The sequence below is a fragment of the Psychroserpens luteolus genome (genome assembly GCF_021032705.1).
GTDB lineage: Bacteria > Bacteroidota > Bacteroidia > Flavobacteriales > Flavobacteriaceae > Psychroserpens > Psychroserpens luteolus.
The window spans coordinates 1,063,409-1,082,234 of record NZ_JAHVXI010000001.1; the positions used below are offsets into that span (position 1 = coordinate 1,063,409).

General features: G+C 34.8%; 19 protein-coding genes. 10 read left to right on the forward strand and 9 right to left on the reverse strand.

All coding sequences use genetic code 11. The annotated features are described in order from the left end of the window. Positions 1 to 85 precede the first annotated feature (85 nt). The 3 genes from KWG70_RS04750 (at position 86) to KWG70_RS04760 (ending at position 2,005) form a co-directional block, all read left to right on the forward strand. Positions 86 to 442, forward strand: coding sequence for a hypothetical protein (locus KWG70_RS04750; protein WP_230934833.1), 357 nt, complete (start codon positions 86 to 88; stop codon positions 440 to 442). A 144-nt stretch (positions 443 to 586) separates the two neighbouring features. After that, on the forward strand, positions 587 to 1,606 hold the full coding sequence (pheS, locus tag KWG70_RS04755) for a phenylalanine--tRNA ligase subunit alpha (protein WP_230934834.1): 1,020 nt from the start codon (positions 587 to 589) through the stop codon (positions 1,604 to 1,606). A 3-nt stretch (positions 1,607 to 1,609) separates the two neighbouring features. Then, entirely contained in the window at positions 1,610 to 2,005 is a 396-nt protein-coding gene (locus KWG70_RS04760; RefSeq protein ID WP_230934835.1) for a hypothetical protein, read from the forward strand. A gap of 143 nt (positions 2,006 to 2,148) precedes the next feature. On the opposite strand, the gene KWG70_RS04765 is transcribed toward KWG70_RS04760, so the two are convergent. Both KWG70_RS04765 and KWG70_RS04770 read right to left on the reverse strand, forming a co-directional pair. Then, on the reverse strand, positions 2,149 to 2,457 hold the full coding sequence (locus tag KWG70_RS04765) for a GIY-YIG nuclease family protein (protein ID WP_230934836.1): 309 nt from the start codon (positions 2,455 to 2,457) through the stop codon (positions 2,149 to 2,151). Between the two features lie 95 nt (positions 2,458 to 2,552). After that, positions 2,553 to 3,554: an NAD(P)H-dependent glycerol-3-phosphate dehydrogenase gene (locus KWG70_RS04770; RefSeq protein ID WP_230934837.1), complete on the reverse strand. Its 1,002-nt coding sequence runs from the start codon at positions 3,552 to 3,554 to the stop codon at positions 2,553 to 2,555. A gap of 230 nt (positions 3,555 to 3,784) precedes the next feature. On the opposite strand from KWG70_RS04770, the gene KWG70_RS04775 reads away from it, so the two are divergent. Together KWG70_RS04775 and lysM are read left to right on the forward strand one after the other, a co-directional pair. Next, on the forward strand, positions 3,785 to 4,729 hold the full coding sequence (locus KWG70_RS04775) for a nicotinic acid mononucleotide adenyltransferase (protein WP_230934838.1): 945 nt from the start codon (positions 3,785 to 3,787) through the stop codon (positions 4,727 to 4,729). Positions 4,730 to 4,927: 198 nt separating this feature from the next. After that, a complete protein-coding gene (gene lysM, locus KWG70_RS04780) occupies positions 4,928 to 5,437 on the forward strand; it encodes a peptidoglycan-binding protein LysM (RefSeq protein ID WP_230934839.1) in 510 nt (169 codons plus the stop codon). Between the two features lie 67 nt (positions 5,438 to 5,504). Here the strand turns inward: lysM and KWG70_RS04785 are convergent, their stop codons facing one another. Genes KWG70_RS04785 through mfd form a run of 3 tightly spaced genes read right to left on the reverse strand, consistent with a single transcriptional unit; the run spans position 5,505 to position 11,061 of the window. Beyond that, the gene (locus KWG70_RS04785) at positions 5,505 to 6,815 is read right to left on the reverse strand and encodes a TlpA family protein disulfide reductase (protein ID WP_230934840.1); all 1,311 of its coding nucleotides are present in this window, start codon (positions 6,813 to 6,815) and stop codon (positions 5,505 to 5,507) included. Positions 6,816 to 6,868: 53 nt separating this feature from the next. Further along, positions 6,869 to 7,735, reverse strand: coding sequence for a DMT family transporter (locus tag KWG70_RS04790; RefSeq protein ID WP_230934841.1), 867 nt, complete (start codon positions 7,733 to 7,735; stop codon positions 6,869 to 6,871). Then, complete coding sequence (gene mfd, locus KWG70_RS04795) at positions 7,732 to 11,061, reverse strand: transcription-repair coupling factor (protein WP_230934842.1); 3,330 nt, start codon at positions 11,059 to 11,061, stop codon at positions 7,732 to 7,734. Before mfd ends, KWG70_RS04790 begins: the two co-directional genes overlap by 4 nt. A 98-nt stretch (positions 11,062 to 11,159) precedes the next feature. Between mfd and KWG70_RS04800 the strand changes: the two genes are divergently transcribed. After that, positions 11,160 to 11,591, forward strand: a complete 432-nt coding sequence (locus KWG70_RS04800; protein ID WP_230934843.1) for a tellurite resistance TerB family protein — start codon at positions 11,160 to 11,162, stop codon at positions 11,589 to 11,591. Between the two features lie 58 nt (positions 11,592 to 11,649). On the opposite strand, the gene fbp is transcribed toward KWG70_RS04800, so the two are convergent. Further along, the gene (gene fbp / locus KWG70_RS04805) at positions 11,650 to 12,654 is read right to left on the reverse strand and encodes a class 1 fructose-bisphosphatase (RefSeq protein WP_230934844.1); all 1,005 of its coding nucleotides are present in this window, start codon (positions 12,652 to 12,654) and stop codon (positions 11,650 to 11,652) included. Between the two features lie 117 nt (positions 12,655 to 12,771). Between fbp and KWG70_RS04810 the strand changes: the two genes are divergently transcribed. The 4 genes from KWG70_RS04810 to KWG70_RS04825 are packed head-to-tail and all read left to right on the forward strand — an operon-like array spanning position 12,772 to position 17,367. Continuing rightward, positions 12,772 to 13,251 (forward strand): GNAT family N-acetyltransferase, encoded by a 480-nt coding sequence (locus tag KWG70_RS04810; RefSeq protein ID WP_230934845.1) that lies wholly within the window; start codon positions 12,772 to 12,774, stop codon positions 13,249 to 13,251. Between the two features lies 1 nt (position 13,252). After that, positions 13,253 to 14,503 (forward strand): aspartate kinase, encoded by a 1,251-nt coding sequence (locus tag KWG70_RS04815; protein ID WP_230934846.1) that lies wholly within the window; start codon positions 13,253 to 13,255, stop codon positions 14,501 to 14,503. A gap of 22 nt (positions 14,504 to 14,525) precedes the next feature. Further along, positions 14,526 to 16,358, forward strand: coding sequence for a GNAT family N-acyltransferase (locus KWG70_RS04820; protein WP_230934847.1), 1,833 nt, complete (start codon positions 14,526 to 14,528; stop codon positions 16,356 to 16,358). Further along, positions 16,351 to 17,367, forward strand: a complete 1,017-nt coding sequence (locus KWG70_RS04825) for a carboxypeptidase-like regulatory domain-containing protein (protein ID WP_230934848.1) — start codon at positions 16,351 to 16,353, stop codon at positions 17,365 to 17,367. Before KWG70_RS04820 ends, KWG70_RS04825 begins: the two co-directional genes overlap by 8 nt. Here KWG70_RS04825 and KWG70_RS04830 read toward each other — a convergent pair. Genes KWG70_RS04830 through KWG70_RS04840 form a run of 3 tightly spaced genes read right to left on the reverse strand, consistent with a single transcriptional unit; the run spans position 17,364 to position 18,780 of the window. Continuing rightward, a complete protein-coding gene (locus KWG70_RS04830; protein WP_230934849.1) occupies positions 17,364 to 17,780 on the reverse strand; it encodes an arsenate reductase ArsC in 417 nt (138 codons plus the stop codon). The genes KWG70_RS04825 and KWG70_RS04830 overlap by 4 nt on opposite strands. Beyond that, the gene (locus tag KWG70_RS04835) at positions 17,780 to 18,274 is read right to left on the reverse strand and encodes a GNAT family N-acetyltransferase (RefSeq protein WP_230934850.1); all 495 of its coding nucleotides are present in this window, start codon (positions 18,272 to 18,274) and stop codon (positions 17,780 to 17,782) included. The genes KWG70_RS04830 and KWG70_RS04835 overlap by 1 nt, the downstream gene beginning before the upstream one ends. 8 nt (positions 18,275 to 18,282) lie before the next feature. Then, positions 18,283 to 18,780, reverse strand: coding sequence for a DUF6428 family protein (locus tag KWG70_RS04840; protein WP_230934851.1), 498 nt, complete (start codon positions 18,778 to 18,780; stop codon positions 18,283 to 18,285). Positions 18,781 to 18,826 lie beyond the last annotated feature (46 nt).

Here is an 18,826-nt window from a genome sequence, read left to right on the forward strand (position 1 = left end):
AATTTTTCTCATTTTAAAATAATAACGCTAAAGTTGAGCTTATAGTTTATTAACTTTGCAAATTAAATAGCTTCGGTAAGAACTTATGGCAAGAGATGAGCAATTAAAACAACGTTGGGAATTAGTTGTAGAGAAATTATCTGCACGATTTTCAGATGGAGATCCCTTAGATCTAGACGCTATTATTTATTTAATAGGCGTTCAAGAATTAGGGCAACTGGATAGGCGTTTTAAAAAAGACCACAAGCTGGATCTGATGCACATTGCCATTTGTAAACTTTTATCGCCTTACGGTTATTACGAATTCGATTTTGTAGATGAAGAAGGCTGGCCGCATTACAAGGTAAAAGAGCAATTACCGCCTTTAAAAGCAGGTGAACAAAGTGTCTTGATGAAAGACGCTATTGTTAACTATTTCATTGAAACCGAATTTATAGAGTAATTAGTTAGTTGGGCGTTACCGCAAGGGTCGCGCTCTCGTCAGTCGCTTCCAGATAAAAAGTGTCTGGAGAGCTCCAACAAATGCCTCCATCGCTAACGCAAATCTCGATAAAATGATTAAATTTGCGTTTCATTTTCAGGTATTATGATAGATAAGATAAAAGAACTCATCGCTGAAGCCGAAGCATTTACAACCCAATCTAAAGAAGAGGTTGAAAGCTTCCGTATCAAGTATTTAGGGTCTAAAGGGCTCCTAAAGCAGTATTTTGCCGAGTTTAAAAATGTAGCAAATGAGCAGAAAAAAGAGTTTGGTCAAACCATTAATCAACTCAAAAAGACTGCTGAAGAAAAGGTTAATGCTCTAAAAGAGGAATTGGAGAGCAAGGAGGAAACAGCTGGTGTTTATGGTGATTTGTCTCGTCCAGGTGAACCTATAGAGATTGGTGCACGTCATCCAATTTCAATAGTAAAAAACCAGATTATCGATATCTTTTCTCGCATAGGTTTTAATGTAAGTGAAGGTCCAGAAATTGAAGATGATTGGCATAACTTTACCGCATTAAACTTACCAGAGTATCACCCAGCTCGTGATATGCAGGACACCTTTTTTGTGCAAACCAATCCAGATGTATTACTACGTACACACACCAGTTCGGTGCAAGTACGTTATATGGAGAATAACAAGCCACCTATTCGTACCATTTCTCCTGGTCGTGTATTTCGTAACGAAGCCATTTCGGCACGTTCACACTGCTTTTTCCATCAGGTAGAAGGTTTATACATTGATAAAGATGTGAGCTTTGCCGATCTCAAACAAACACTTCAATATTTCACTACAGAAATGTTCGGGAAGTCAAAAATTCGTTTACGTCCATCGTATTTCCCTTTTACTGAGCCTAGTGCTGAGGTCGATGTGTATTGGGGATTAGAAACCGAAACCGATTATAAAATGACCAAAGGAACCGGTTGGTTAGAAATTATGGGTTGCGGTATGGTAGATCCTAATGTATTGGAAAACTGTGGTATTGATTCTAAAGAATACTCAGGTTTTGCTTTTGGTATGGGAATCGATCGTATTGCTTTACTGCTTCATCAAATTAGCGATATTCGATTATTAAGTGAAAATGATGTGCGTTTCTTAGAGCAATTTAAGAGTGCCTTATAAGTTGTGAAAAAAGATATCCAAATCCCAGAGGTTAAAGACGTATTTGTTGCTGTTGTTCAAGAACAACATCCTGAGTACAAAACTGATGATTGGAACGCCTATATCATCAACAATAAAGATGTCGATCTCGATACCGTTTTAATCGTATCTAAAGGCTATTCCGAAGATAAGATGACACCGGTAATGCGTCATACTATAAAGCTACTTCCTGCCAGAAGCTATGCCAAAATAGAATTTATGCAAAATGATGTGTTACAGTTAAACAATGAGTTTAAAGTGACATTTTTTGAAGGTAATGCGATGTTAGACAAAACCTATGTGTTTAGAAAGAATACGATTAATGTTAAGGCTTTACAAACCATTCCGTTAATGCAATTAAAAGGAGTTTTGGTTAAGTAATGGTTTGTCATTGCGATAGAAACATTAGTTTTATTTTCTTGATTCTAAATTAACTAAGATCTCTCGACAAGCTCGAAATGACAAATGATTGCTATTCACATATGATGTATTGTCATTCCGACCAAAGCGGAGGAATCTATCATTTAGATAGTATCATTTAAAAATAACCATTTCGGATTGTTTAATTTTATTAGAGCTTCTTTTTTGTTTCTATTCCACTTTTTTAATTGCTTCTCTCTTTTTATGGCATCTTCAACCTTGAAAAAATGCTCGAAGTAAATAAGATATTTGCATTTATACCGATGTGTAAATGATTTAGAATTAGAGGAAGGAGTATTATGATAATGGAGTCTATTACGAAGATTATTGGTCATTCCAATATATAAAACCGTTCGACGCTTATTAGTTAAAATGTAGATGTAATAATTATGATTAGCGATTAATTTCGTCATGAATTAAATTAACTAAGATTTCTCGACAAGCTCGAAATGACAAATGATTTCTATTCACATATGATGTATTGTCATTCCGACCAAAGCGGAGGAATCTAATCCAACTTCTCCGTCAGTTTCTTAAAGACCTTCTTAGGGTTCTTGTTTTCATACAAAATATCGTAAACCGCATTTATGATTGGTAAGCGTGTTTTTTTTGTATTCTTCTTATTAAGCTCATGAGCACTTTTTGTAGCATAATAACCTTCGGCAACCATATTCATTTCCATTTGCGCAGATTTTACGGTATAGCCTTTTCCAATCATGTTACCAAACATACGATTACGAGAAAAGGTAGAATAGCCTGTTACTAATAAGTCACCTAGATATGCTGAGTTATTGATATTGCGTTTCATTTTATGCATTTTCTTGATAAAACGCTTCATTTCACGAATCGCATTACTCATCAATACACTCTGGAAATTATCACCATAACCTAATCCGTGAGCAATTCCAGCAGCAATAGCATAGATGTTTTTGAGCATAACGGCATATTCGGTACCAATAATGTCGTCACTAATTTTCGTCTTGATATAATTACTTGACAATGCGTCGGCAATGGCTTGAGCTTTATTAGCATCTGCACAAGAAATGGTAAGATATGACAATCGCTCTAACGCTACTTCTTCTGCATGGCAAGGTCCAGCGATAACAGCAATATTTTCAAATGGGATATGGTAAATATCATGAAAATGTTCTCCCACTAATAATCCAGACTCAGGCATGATTCCTTTTACAGCAGAGACCACAATCTTTTTTGAGATATCTACATTTAATTTTTCGAGTTCACCATGAATAAATGCCGATGGAATCACGAAAATCAAGACATCTGCCCACTCGGCGATATCATTAATATCATTACTTATGTTGAGTTGTTCGGTTTTAAATTCTACAGAACTGAGATAACTAGGGTTGTGTTGTTCTTTCAATAAATGCTCTTTAGTATATACACTTCGCATATACCAACCAATCTCATCGAGATTTTCAGAAAGCATCTTAACGATAGCAGTAGCCCAACTTCCTGCGCCAAATACAGCATATTTTAATGGTTGACTCATAAATGGATTATCAATTTCAGTTATTCAAAAATAAGGAATTTATGCGCTTTTCCGAAGGGAAACCAGCAGACTTTCAATTTTTGGCACGCGTTTTGAAAGTTAGTTATTAGAAATCAAAAAAGGGACAATTATGAAATGAACATAAACTTTAAGATCTGAATTTTGTAACCAAGATTTTTTAAAGTTTTGTGAATTCCATTTGACGGCATTTTTTTATAAAACATGGACAAATGAAAACGATGAAACTACTTTTAAGCTTTGCTTTAACCGCAACATTATTTACCTCTTGTTATACAGAGGAAGTTATTATCACAGATAACAATCCTGGAATTTCATTAAACCAGTTGTTAAACTCCTATGAGTTATGGTATGTAGATATCAATCAAACTTTAGGACCTGGTGAGACACCGTTTTTACAAATTGCATTTACGGTTTCATTTAGAAATGGGGTATTGTATGCTAATAACAATTTGGTTGGTTTTGGTAGCCAAGGTAATGGTTATGGCATAGACGTTGGAACTTACGATGCATACAATATGATTTTAGATATCAATCACGATATTGATGGCTTTGAAACCTTTGATGTGTATCAAATTGATAACAATACTATAGAATTATATAACCCATTTAATGATACCTCTTATTTTTTAAATGGATACCAAAGAAACACCTTTGATTATGATTTTGTATTCTATGATAACATTCACTATTTCTTGCAGGAATATGAGGCATGGGAAAAGACCTATACGAGTGAAATGGGTGTGTTAAATGAATTTGATAATGAAAACTACCTTCAGTTTTTAGCTGGTGGAAATGATTCAGAATTTAGAAGTTCTCAAGATGTAAATATCTCAAACCCAGATAATATCTATTGGGATTATACAGGAGTTTATGGTGTTGGAGACGTAAATGGAAACATGTATTTGAAAACATTAACACTAGATTATGATTTCTTTGACAATGAATTCTTCGAATTGAGCGTTATTAATGATCAAAGGATAGAATTATTCCATCCAGCATCTGAAACGGTGTATGAATTTACAGGACGAGGATACATTCAGTTCTTAAGAGAAGCAGATGCTTCAGGAAAGCGTATCACAGGTACGAAACAATTGAAAAAACGTAAGCAGAAAACTGCTAAAAAAGATAACCCTAGGGTAAGTACAAGGAGCTAGATTTTGGTTGGTTATTTAGACTCCATAAGGCGTCCATCTCAAATTATTTTGGGATGGGCGTTTCTTCTTTTATAAGGTGAAGTGACCTGAGCATATATCTTGTGTCCTAACTATTGGAAGCTGATTACATTATTGGAATAGAATCAATATTTTGTCAACTTTACAATAACAGTATTAACCTTAAAACAATATACAACTATGGGATTATTTTCATTTATTAAAAACGCAGGCGCAAGAGTTTTCGGAATAGGAAAAACAACAGAAGAAGAAGCGGCAGCAGCCAGAGCAAAGGCGAGGAGAGAAGCAGATGCAGCCGAGCTAAAATTAGAGGAAGCAGCAGCACGTAATTTGGAAGAAACCATTACCGATTTACAATTACAAGTAGAAGGACTTAGCATTTTTGTTGATGACGACATGGCTAGAGTATCTGGTATGGCTTATGATCAAGCTACAAAAGAAAAGGTGGTATTGGTGATTGGAAATACAGCAGGCATATCTACAGTTGATGATCAAATGACTGTGGAGCACGTCGAACCAGAAGCACAATTTCACACGGTTGTGAGTGGCGATACTTTAGGGAAAATTGCAAAGCATTATTATGGTAATGCCATGAAATACCCTGAAATTTTTGAAGCTAATAAACCTATGTTAACCGATCCTGATAAGATCTATCCAGGACAGGTATTACGTATACCACATTTAGATTAAGGTATAATTTGATGATATAAAAAAGGCGCAACATTTTGTTGCGCCTTTTTTAGTTTAGCTATACTTGTTATTTTAAAATGACTTTTAAAGCCTCCACATCATAGGGTTTTGCCACAATGGTTTTGTTTGTGTCTAATAGGAAATAAGACGGTGTCGATTCTATCCCATAAGCATCAGATGTTGGGTTATTCCATTTTCCTAAGCCTAGCACGTGAATAAAGTCTGGAAACTCAGCAATCTTCTTTTGCCAATTCTCAGCGTCATCTTCAAGTCCGAAAGCAATCACTTTTAAGTCTTTTTTATTGGCAAGCATAGTTTTTAATTTTGGTAACTCATCTAAGCAATGTCCACAAGTACTGCTCCAAAATACCACTAGATACTGTTTAGAAATATTCAAGTCATGAAGCGTTGTGGTTATGGTTTCACCATCTTTGGTAATGGCTAGGTCGAAATTTGCGGCTTTATTTCCAACCGTATTATTTTTATACACGATGAGTTGTTCGGTAAGAGCTTCGTAATTAACAATCTTAGTGAGTTCTAATAGGTGATTATCTGCGACATAATTAGCCAGTTCTGGATTGTCCATATCCTTAAAACGACGCCAAATCATTTCATATAAAATCGTTTTAATCTCTAAGTGTCCATCACCCATAGTCGCCATTAAGTGATCCACATCTTTTTTGTAAATAGCATTACTAGTATTAGCAGTCATTCCGAAGATATAGGCTAAAACACGATCTATAAGGAAATCGGAGCTTTGTAATAACGGACTTCCAAAGTCGATATGATCTAAATAGGTGCGCTTTAGATTTTTGGAGTAAGTTGATAGATCCTCAAATTCTTGAGGGATGTATGGTGAATTCGCTTTTATAAATTGCGATGCTAAGGTCTCTTTTGAAGAGTCTTCATAAGCCGTTTGTGTATCGCTCAATGTTTTTATAATATCTAAATACGCTTTTTTATCTGTGCTTTCTTGGGTGTAAAAGTTACTTAACGTTTGGTTTATCATGTCCATGCTTTTCATATAGCTTGCCCATAACTTGTTTTCGTTACTATTGGTAAACTCTAAACCTTTATCGAGGTCAAATGTAAATGCAACCGATTCCTTTCCGTTATATATGAAATCGAAATTATTTTCTTCAGGAGGCAAAGCATAGACGATTTTATAAATACCAGGTTTGGCTTCTGCGTCAAAAGCAATACTAAAGTTACCATCATCAGCTAGTTGTGCTCTATCGATATAGTCTGAACCCGTTGGCGTAGCACGATATAAAAAGGCATAGGTGAATTGTTCGGCAGGTGAAAATGTGCCACTTATGCTTTGTTGAGCACAAATTAATGAGGGGATTAACGTTAGAAGTAGTAAAAGTCTTTTCATTGGTGTTTTATTTATTTTAAACACGTTATCAGTTTCAAATATCAAGCCAAATATCAGGAATTTTTTCTTTTTGATCGCATACTTTCAATAACGACTGTAGAAATAATGAGTGCGCCACCTAAATAGGTATTCCATGTTGGGATTTCATTTAAGAAGAAAAAGGCAATGATAATTCCAAAAATGGGCTGTGTACTCGCTATGATACTTGCTGTACTTACTTTAAAATACTTAAGGCTATTAATAAACATGGTGTGGCCAATAGCAGTAGTAAGTAATGCTAATAAGATCACATATGGGAATTGCGTTTCAATAGCCGACGTTCCTAAAATAAATAGCGACGGAATTAAAACAGCCGCTAAGATGAGCACCTGATAAAACATGAGCATACTTCCATTATAAGAAGCGACATGCTGTTTTAGCATGAGTGTTCTAATCGCATAACATAAAGCCGACAACAACCCAAACAAAACACCTTTGAGTTGCGAACTTTCCAGATCAAACTCTGGTGCTAAAAAATAGATACCTATTAATACAAGTCCGCCGAGAACAAGATGAATAGGATCAAACTTTACTTTTGAGAAGAACGGTTCTAAAACGGCAGTTATGATTGGAAATGTAAATAAAGAGAGCATTCCAATGGCAACATTAGACAATTTTAGGGCATAGAAATAGGTAATCCAATGCGCTCCCAAAAACAGTGCAGAAATAAAAAACGTCATTCGGTCCTGACTAGAATGAATCTTGAGGTTGATCTTTTTGTATTTACAAAACAGGAATAGGAAACCTGCTGCTAAAGCAGATCGCCACCACACAATAACAGGAATAGGCATATCTATAAATTTGCCTAAAGCACCAGACGTACTTATAAATACGGTAGCAACTGTAAGCCAAAGTACGTGCTTTACATGCGTGTCTTTCATATTTCTTGAAGCCTGCTCAATGCTTGTTTAACTGATTTAACATGCTCAAATGTGAGTAATAAACGTAAACCGTTTCTGGTTTGTTTCTCTTTCATTTTACAATCTTTCGGACGACTTTGAATGTAGCTTAACACTTTCGTAAAATTATCACTCTGATAGAACGGACTCTGTTGATCATTGATAAAATAACCCACAAAGCGCCCTTGTTTCATGATGATTTTTTCAAGTCCTATTTTGGTTGCAATCCATTTTACACGAACACTATTTAATAAATCGGTGACTTGAATAGGCAATTCTCCAAAACGGTCAATAATCTCTGTTTCGAAGGTTTGTAATTCGTCTTCGGTTTTAAGTGTATTCAGTTTCGTATATAGATTTAGTCGCTCAGTAATATTGTTTACATAATCATCAGGAAATAGGAGTTCGAAATCAGAATCGATAGTAATATCCTTGACATAATCTTTCTCTTTTCCGTCATCTTGATACAAATCTTTGAATTCATTTTCCTTGAGTTCCTCAATAGCTTCATTCAGGATTTTTTGATAGGTATCAAACCCGATGTCATTTATAAAACCACTTTGTTCGCCACCTAATAAATCTCCAGCGCCACGAATTTCTAAATCCTTCATGGCAATATTGAAACCACTTCCTAATTCGGTAAACTGTTCGAGTGCTGTAATTCGTTTTCTGGCATCATTGGTCATTGCCGAATATTCTGGAGTAATAAAATAACAAAAGGCTTTTTTGTTACTTCTTCCAACACGACCACGCATTTGATGTAGGTCGCTGAGTCCAAAATTATTTGCATTATTGATGAAAATTGTATTTGCATTGGGCACGTCTAAGCCACTTTCTACAATAGTTGTACTCACTAAAACATCAAACTCTCCATTCATAAAGGCCAACATGAGTTGCTCAAGTTTTTTGCCTTCCATTTGTCCGTGACCTATTCCAATTTTCGCATCTGGAACCAAGCGTTGAATCATACCAGCCACTTCTTTAATATTCTCAATACGGTTATGTATGAAGAATATTTGTCCGCCACGTTGGATTTCATAAGTCACCGCATCTCTAATGGTTTCCTCATTAAATCGAATCACATGACTTTCTATAGGATAGCGGTTTGGAGGAGGTGTTGTAATTACCGACAAGTCACGAGCAGCCATTAAGCTAAACTGTAAGGTCCTTGGGATTGGCGTCGCTGTGAGTGTCAATACATCAACATTATCTTTAAGTGTTTTCAGTTTTTCCTTTACGGCAACACCAAACTTTTGTTCCTCATCGACAATGAGTAAACCAAGATCTTTAAACTTTACATTTTTATTGACTAGCTGATGGGTACCAATAATAATATCGACATGACCTTTTTCAAGTTTTTCGAGTGTGATACGTTTTTCTTTAGCAGTTCTAAAGCGGTTGAGGTAATCTACAGTTACCGGAAAATCTTTAAGGCGCTCTGTAAATGTTTTGTTATGTTGATAAGCCAAAATTGTTGTAGGCACTAAAACGGCCACTTGCTTTCCATTATCTACAGCTTTAAAGGCAGCTCTAATAGCGACTTCAGTTTTACCAAAACCTACATCACCACAAACGAGACGATCCATTGGTCTGTCACTTTCCATATCGGCTTTGATATCTGCTGTAGAGGTGATTTGGTCTGGTGTGTCTTCATAAATGAATGACGCTTCTAGTTCATGCTGAAGGTAGCTATCAGGTTTATACTGATGGCCTTTTTCTAGTTTACGTTTCGCATAGACCTGAATAAGGTTAAAGGCAATTTCCTTAACACGTGATTTTGTTTTTTGCTTGAGTGTTTTCCAAGCTTTGCTTCCTAGTTTATAAATTTTTGGAGGCTTTCCATCTTTACCATTAAACTTGGTGATCTTGTGTAGGGAGTGAATACTCAAATACAGCACATCACGTTCACCATATACTAATTTAATGGCTTCTTGCTTTTTGCCTTCAACATTAATTTTTTGAAGTCCGCCAAACTTCCCAATACCATGATCGATATGTGTCACATAATCTCCTACATCAAGATTGGTCAATTCTTTTAGTGTAATGGCCTGCTTTTTAGCGTAGCCATTTTTGAGATGGAATTTATGATAACGTTCAAAGATTTGATGATCTGTATAACAGGTGATTTTCTGGTCGTGATCTATAAATCCTTGGTATAAAGACAGTACGATGGTTTTATAATGCACCTCTTGATCAACATCTTCAAAAATATCATGAAAACGTTTGGCTTGCTGCTCACTTGCACAAACGATATAATTGGTGTAGCCTTTATTATGATTAGTATTGAGATCTTCAATTAACAAGTTAAATTGTTTATTGAACGACGGTTGAGGCGTGGTATTAAATTCGATTTGCTCTGTTGAAAATAAGCTGGATGTTCCAAATTCGACCAAACTAAAATCGAGTAATTGACGTTTCAGTATGTCTGAATTACAGAATAGTTCTTCAGGCTCAGAATGTTTTAATTCTGAAGATAAGGTCTTGAAAGTCTCTACAGCTTTTCCGAAGTTATCATCAATACGAGAAAAAAGGAGGTCGGTATTTTTAGCAAAAACAACTGTTTTTTGAGCGATATATTTTAAGAAGCTCTGTCTGCTTTCTTCTAAAAATTTATTAGCAACATTTGGGATGATTCCAATCTTTTTGATTTGTTCGGTAGAGAGTTGCGTTTCTACATCAAAGGTTCTAATGCTATCCACTTCATCACCAAAAAATTCAATACGATAAGGTTCGTCATGAGAAAATGAAAAAACATCTACAATACCACCACGTACCGAGAATTCACCAGGTTCGGTTACAAAATCGACGCGTTTAAATTGATATTCAAACAAGACTTCGTTAACAAAATCAATAGAGAGTTCGTCATTAACAGCAATCTTCAATGTGTTTTTTTCCAGTTCACGACGTGTGACCACTTTTTCAAAAAGCGCATCGGGATAGGTGACAATAAGGGCGGGTTTTTTTCGCGAGTTGATGCGATTAAGTACTTCGGCTCTTAGCAGCACATTGGCATTATCAGTTTCTTCAATTTGATATGGTCTACGATAACTTCCAGGGTAAAAAAGAACATCTTTATCATTGCGTAAGACTTCAAGGTCGTTGAGATAAAACGCAGCTTCTTCTTTATCGTTGAATATGAGTAAAAAAGGGAGTTCGGCCGCTTTAAATGCTTCACTAATAATGAGCGATAATGAAGATCCAACAAGACCTTTTAAATGAAGTTTACTTTGAGATTGGGCAATAGCAGTTTGCAGATTTTGCATTTGCAAAGCCTGAACATACGTTTGCGAGAGAATGGTTTTACTCAAGGCATTTTATTTTGTGCAAATATAATTTTTTTGTCCAATTTCTTATTGTTAAAATGTATTAATAAAACTATCTTTGTGCCACTTAAATAACAAAATATATGTCATTTTCAGAATTATTCGAAAGCGGATTTAAAAAGCGTAACGAAGACCACTTTGCAGCGATTGTTAGAGTTGCAATGAGTGATGGATTTATTAACGAAGCAGAAAGAGCTTTTTTAGACCGTTTAGCGACGCGTTTAGATATTACAGAGGCTGATTATAAAACGATATTAAAAGATTATCAAAGTCATCCAATTAATCCACCTGTATCTTATGATAAACGTTTAGAGCGTTTATACGATTTAGCACGTATGGTGTGGGCAGATCATATAGAAGGTGAAAGTCAAGTACGGTTATTAGAGAAGTTATGTATAGGTTTAGGATTTAATCCAGACAATGTAAAATACATTACAGATAAGGCCTTAAGTTTAGTACATTATGAAGTAGACTTAGACGACTTTATTGAAAAAATGAAAAAGATGAATCAATAAACGATTTACAAATTAATTTAAAAGCAACCTCTGAGGTTGCTTTTTTTATAATGTCTAGTTATGCATTTCGCATAAACTCTTCTGCTTTTTCTACCATGTTTTTGCTACCACAGATAAATGGCACACGTTGGTGGAGTTCGGTTGGTTCAATATCCATAATCCTATTAAACCCATCACTTGCTTTACCATTAGCTTGTTCTGCTATAAAGGCCATGGGATTACACTCGTATAGTAAACGTAATTTACCATTAGAATTTTTAGAACTTTTAGGATACATATAGATACCACCTTTGATCATGTTTCTATGAAAATCGGATACCAATGAACCAATATAACGACTTGTATAAGGTCGATCACCTTCTTCCATCTGGCAATATTTAATGTAGTTTTTTATGCCTTGCGGGAAGTGGATATAATTTCCCTCATTTACTGAATAGATTTTACCATCTTTAGGAAATTGCATATCGGGATGTGATAAGTAAAAGGTACCTATAGCAGGATTTAAAGTAAACCCGTTCACACCATCTCCAGTGGTATAAACAATCATAGTTGAGGTACCGTAGATAATATATCCAGCTGCCACTTGCTGATTTCCTTTTTGAAGAAAATCATCAATAGTAACAGGTGTACCTACAGGAGTTACACGCCTGTAAATAGAAAAAATGGTTCCTACCGAAACATTCACATCAATATTAGATGAACCATCCAAAGGATCGATAAGCACTACGTATTTGTTTTGATGGTTTTCATCCTGACTATTAATAGAAATGAAATCGTCTTCCTCTTCACTAGCAATACCGCAAACGATATTACGTTTAGTCATGGTTTGGATAAACTTCGTATTAGCGTAAACATCCAATTTTTGTTGATCTTCACCTTGAACATTAGTATCGCCTGCTGCGCCAATAATATCTACTAAACCAGCTTTGTTGACTTCGTGATTAACGACTTTTGCGGCTAATCTAATAGAATTAATAAGACGTGATAATTCTCCAGACGTGTATTTAAAAGAGGATTGATTTTCTATTATAAATTCACCTAGAGTTTGATTTTTTCGAGACATGTAGTGTGATTGTTTATGCAAATATCTCATTTTTTTAATCAACTACAACGTTTTCGTATTATAATTACATGATTAAATTCTCAAGTTTTAAACTATATTTGAGGTAAAGAAAAAATGATGACATTTTCCATACGTAAAGCGACAAAAGAAGACATGCCTAGAGTTCTAGAACTCATTGTAGAGCTTGCTGTTTTTGAAAAGGAACCAGATGCGGTGAAAGTCACTGTAGAAGATTTAGAACAAGGTGGATTTGAAGATCCAAAACAGTTTGTATGCTTTGTTGCTGAGTGTGAAGGAAAAATAGAAGGTATTGCTTTGGTCTACAATCGGTTTTCAACATGGAAAGGTCAAGTACTACATTTAGAAGATCTGGTTGTAAGTCAGTGTAAACGTGGTACAGGATTAGGAACAGCTCTATTGGATGAAGTTGTAAAATATGCGTATAGCTTAGGTGTAAAGCGTGTGAGTTGGGAAGTGATAGAATGGAATGAACCAGCGATTGCTTTTTACGAAAAAAAGGGAGCTCTAGTTAAGCGTGACTGGTTTGTGGTTCAGCTTAATGAAGAGGAAATAAAAAATTATATAGCAAATATTTAGCATGCAAGTATTCAAATTTGGAGGTGCCTCAGTAAAAAATGCTGAAGGTGTCAAAAACTTGGCGTCGGTATTACAACAGGTCGGTTATGAGAATACACTTGTGGTGGTGTCGGCCATGGGGAAAATGACCAATGCACTCGAAGTGGTTATCAAAAACTATTTTGATCAGCCATCAGAATTAGCAGGTTCAATCGAAGAGGTGAAAACCTTTCATCATAAGATTTTAGTAGATCTTTTTGAACATATACAACACCCTATATTTAAAAAAATAGCTTCCATTTTTGAGGAGTTAGATTACTTTTTAAGCCGCAATAAATCGCCCGATTATAACTTTGTATATGATCAAGTGATTGGTTTTGGTGAACTTGCCTCTACAACAATTATCAGTGCGTATCTAAATGAAATTGGCTTGACAAATAATTGGCTTGACGTACGTGAGTTGATTAAAACTGACGACTATTATCGTAGAGCAAATGTGGACTGGGAACATACGCAATGGAAAATAAAAGCAAAGCTTGATACTAAGGTTCTTAATATTACTCAAGGGTTTTTAGCAAGTGATGCCAACAATTTTACAACGACTTTAGGTCGTGAAGGGAGTGATTATACAGCAGCTATTTTTGCCTATTGTTTAAATGCGGAAAGCGTCACCATTTGGAAAGATGTACCAGGTGTTTTAAATGCCGATCCTCGTTATTTTGAAAATGCACAATTATTGAATAGTATATCCTATAGAGAAGCGATAGAACTTGCATTTTATGGAGCTTCGGTCATTCATCCAAAAACATTACAACCTTTACAGCAAAAGGAAATACCGTTGTTTGTGAAATCATTTTTAAATCCGAAAGAGGAAGGAACACGCGTTGGAAAAGGATTTGGAATTGAACCTAACATTCCGTGTTATATTGTAAAGAAAAATCAGGTGTTAGTGTCTTTATCATCATTAGATTTTAGTTATATCGTTGAAGAGAATATCAGTGAGATTTTCAAATTGTTGCATTTGTATAAGATGAAAGTTGATGTGATTCAAAATTCGGCCATTAGTTTTTCGGTGTGTTTTGATAACAATTATAACAACCTCGAACGTTTGCTTCAGCATTTAAAAGCAAAATTCAAAGTAACATCTCATAATAATGTGAGTCTATATACTGTAAGACATTATAATGAGCAGGCCATTTCCTCTATAGAAGAAGGTAAAGAATTGCTCCTAAAACAGTTAACACAAGAAACCATTCAAATCGTAACTAAATAAACAATTTAGTACATTTACACTCATGACTAAACAACAAGATATAGGATTGGTAACCGCCAAAGAAGTTGCGAAAGCAATTAAAGTAGATAAGTACGGATTTGTAGGTACGTTCTTTGGGTGGTTGTTGATGAAGGTCTTAAAGATATCGACGCTTAATAAAATTTACAAGAGAAATAAACATTTGAGTGATGGTGAATTTTTAGATGCTATTTTAGATGATTTTCAGATTAAATTTGAAATCCCAGAAGAAGATTTAAAACGACTTCCCAAAGATGGCGCTTATATCACGGTGTCTAATCATCCACTTGGAGGTATAGATGGTATTTTGTTGCTTAAACTCATGATCGAACAGCGTCAAGATTTTAAGATCATAGCTAACTTTTTATTACATCGTATAGAACCTTTAAAACCTTATATCATGCCTGTGAATCCTTTTGAAGACCGCAAGGATGTGAAGTCAAGTATTGCTGGTTTTAAGAATGCGATTCTGCATTTAAGGGAAGGTCATCCCTTAGGCGTGTTTCCAGCGGGAGAAGTTTCAACCTATAAAGACGGGAAATTAGTTGTTGATAAGCCTTGGGAAGAAGCGGCTATGAAACTCATAAAAAAGGCTGAAGTACCTGTAGTTCCAATTTATTTCCATGCCAAAAACAGTAAGCTATTTTATAAGTTATCAAAGGTTAGTGATACGTTTAGAACGGCAAAATTACCTTCGGAATTATTAACACAGAAAAACCGAATTATAAAAGTTAGAATAGGGAAACCTATTTCGGTCAAAGATCAAGAAGAACATGAGACACTCTCGGATTTTTCAGAATTTATAAGACGAAAGACATACATGTTATCAAATGCTTTTGATAAGAAACCAAAAATTTTAGATAATTTATCTAACACACTCAAACCACCTGCAAAACCACCAAAACGAATCGTTGGATCTGTAAGTACAGAAAAAATGGCGACCGAAGTTGATGCCTTACGTGAAGAAGATTGTAGGTTGTTGGTGAGTAAAAATTACGAGGTATACCTAACAGATGCAGAACGAATTCCTAATATACTTCACGAAATAGGTCGATTACGTGAGATTACCTTTAGAGCTATTGGAGAAGGGACTAACGAAGCAATTGATTTAGATAGTTTTGATACCTACTATCACCATATGTTTTTATGGGATACAGAAGCCAAACAATTAGCAGGAGCTTACAGGATGGGCTTAGGGTCTAAAATTTATGCACGTTATGGTATTGATGGATTTTATCTTCAAGATCTCTTTAGATTTGAGCCTGAATTATATAAAATGATGAGCGAATCTATTGAAATGGGCAGAGCTTTCATTATAAAGCAATACCAACAAAAACCAATGCCATTATTTTTACTGTGGAAAGGGATTGTGCACACCACGTTAAGATACCCAGAGCATAAGTATTTAATTGGAGGTGTAAGTATTAGTAATCAATTCTCTAATTTCTCAAAATCGCTAATGATTGAATTTATGAAATCGCATTACTACGATCCTTATGTAGCGCAATATGTACATCCTAAGAAAGAATTTAAAGTAAAGCTGAAAGACGCAGATAAAGATTTTGTTTTTGATGAGGCAGAAGCCGATTTAAATAAGTTTGATAAAATTATTGATGAGGTAGAACCAGGCGCATTACGATTACCAGTCTTACTTAAAAAATATATTAAGCAAAATGCAAAACTTGTCGCCTTTAATGTGGATCCCTTGTTTAATAATTCGGTGGATGGTTTGATGTACATAAAAATAGCCGATCTTCCTGAAAGTACTGTAAAGCCTGTTATGGAAGAGTTTCAAGCTGAATTGGAACGCAAATTCTCAAACAATAATGATGAATAGAGCGCTAGGTTTTATTTGCTTTTTTATTGTTACCTCATTACTTCATTCACAAACATTATCAGGAAAGGTTATTGATTTTAAAACCAAGGAACCGTTGATGGCTGTTTCTATCTATTTTGATAATACAACCATAGGAACAACAACCGATGACCAAGGTGTTTTTTCAATCGATTTTTCTGATGCAATCCAATCCAATCTCATTATTTCTTATTTGGGATATGAGACTATTATTATTTCAGATTATAGAACGACATCTACTATTTCAGTTGAGCTGAAGGAAACGTTAAACCAATTAAACGAAGTGGTTGTCAATGCAGATGACGGTTTAACACGAAAACAAAAATTGAAACTGTTTCGAAAAGAGTTTTTGGGCTTTTCTGAGTTTTCAAAATCCTGTAAAATCCTCAATGAAGATGATTTGATATTACGATTTAATAAGACAGATAAAATACTCACTGTTAGTGCTAAAAGGCCTGTTTTGGTGAAAAATAAAAGCTTACAATATGAAATTGCTTATGATATTCAAGATTTTGAAATCGCGTTTCGTTATGTAGATTCTAAGCTTGATCAATATTCCACACATTCAGTATTGTACACAGGTACATCATTTTATAAAGATGTAAGCAATGGGAAAAAGCGAAAAACAAAGAAGAATAGGGAGAAAGCCTTTAAGGGGTCTGTCCAGCATTTTATGCGCTCATTATATGATAAGAATTTAAGAAAAGAAGGCTTTGATATTTTTCATAAAAAATTTCAAGTAAATGAATGGGAATTTTTTAAAATAGAAGATGTAAAAGATTCTTCATTCAAGAAGGTAACGCTCAATACCAAAGTTAATATTCTTTTTGACCTTAAAGACCAATCTGTTTTAGAGCCTAGGGTCTCTTATTTCTATATTGATGCCTATGGCAATTATTCACCTATTACAGAGCTCCTTTTTGGAGGAGTTATGGGAAGTCATCGAATAGGCGATTTATTACCCACTAATTACGGATTAGAAAGCAATTAGAAATTCTCGTTGACAAAGGCTTGGAAATAAGATCGAATTTCATTTCTGGCTTTTAGAAACGCATCATGTTTTTCAGAATCACTTCCAACAACTTTTGATGGATCAAAAAAGTTATGATGCAATCTTACAGCATTTTTACTTGGAATATATGGACAGTTTTCATTAGCATGATCACAAACAGTGATGATATAATCAAAATCAATATTTTCATAGTCATCGACGTGATTAGACGTGTGATTTGAAATATCAATATGATCTTCTTTCATAATAGACACTGCTCCTGGATTTAAGCCATGAGTTTCTATTCCAGCGCTATAGATGTTTGCTTTTCCTTGAGTAAATGTATTGAGGTAACCATGAGCCATTTGGCTTCGACATGAATTACCTGTGCAGAGAACAAGTATGTTTTTCATTAAATTCCTACGTGGCCACTTCGTCTTTCTAAAAGGACGTTGTCAAACCATTTATTATTAAGTTTTCCTATTTTCTCGCGTATGCCAATCACTCTGAATCCGCAAGATTTATGTAAATGTATGCTAATTTTATTGTCTTTAAAAATACTTGCTTGCAATGTCCAAAATCCTCTAGATTCACTTTCTTTTATAAGTCGTAAAAGCAGTTGTTTTCCAATGTGCTTACCTTGCATTTGTTTGGCAACATATACACTTACTTCAGCGACACCTTTATAAACATCTCTCTGAGAAACTTTAGACAACACAGCAAATCCGATAATGTCTTGATTAATGGTAGCTACAATTCTTGGATGATCAATATATTTTTTATTCCATAATGACCAATCTGGTAATTTGGTTTCGAAAGTAGCAATTCCAGTGCGTATACCATCTTCATAGATATTCAAAACCTGTTGAAAATCATCTTTTCTGAATGTCCTTAGAATAATACACATAGTTGAGCTTAGCAGCAATTGCCATTAGGTGTGCAGCAAGGTTCATCATTGGTTACTAATTCTTTCTTTTGATCAGTAACTCCACAAGCTTCTTTAGCCTTACAATCTGTTTGTTCTACAGATAACTTGATGATAAGCTTATTACTTTCTATTGTAAAGTCATTAACAAATAATTGAGCTGTATGAAATGTCTTATTACTGTATTCAAATTTGACTTCAGCATTTAAATCATATGGCTTCATCTTTCCAACCTTATTAAGAATTCCTAAAGCTTTATATACAGACATGAAATCGGTTTTGCCTATTTCACTTGGACTTTCCCATAGCTGAATAATCGTTTCGTTCCAATTATCAGTTTGAGCACCACAATCTACAGAGTTGATTGTAATATGTTTGACTTCGGTAATATGATAATTTGCACCAACGAAAGCATTAGGTATGTATTCAAAAAGTAAAGACTTGTCTTGGTTTTGTTCCAGGATTGAGAATAATTCTTGTGTTTTCATCTTAATTTAATGTTTAGTTTTTTGCACGAGTGTACTAATTAAAGCT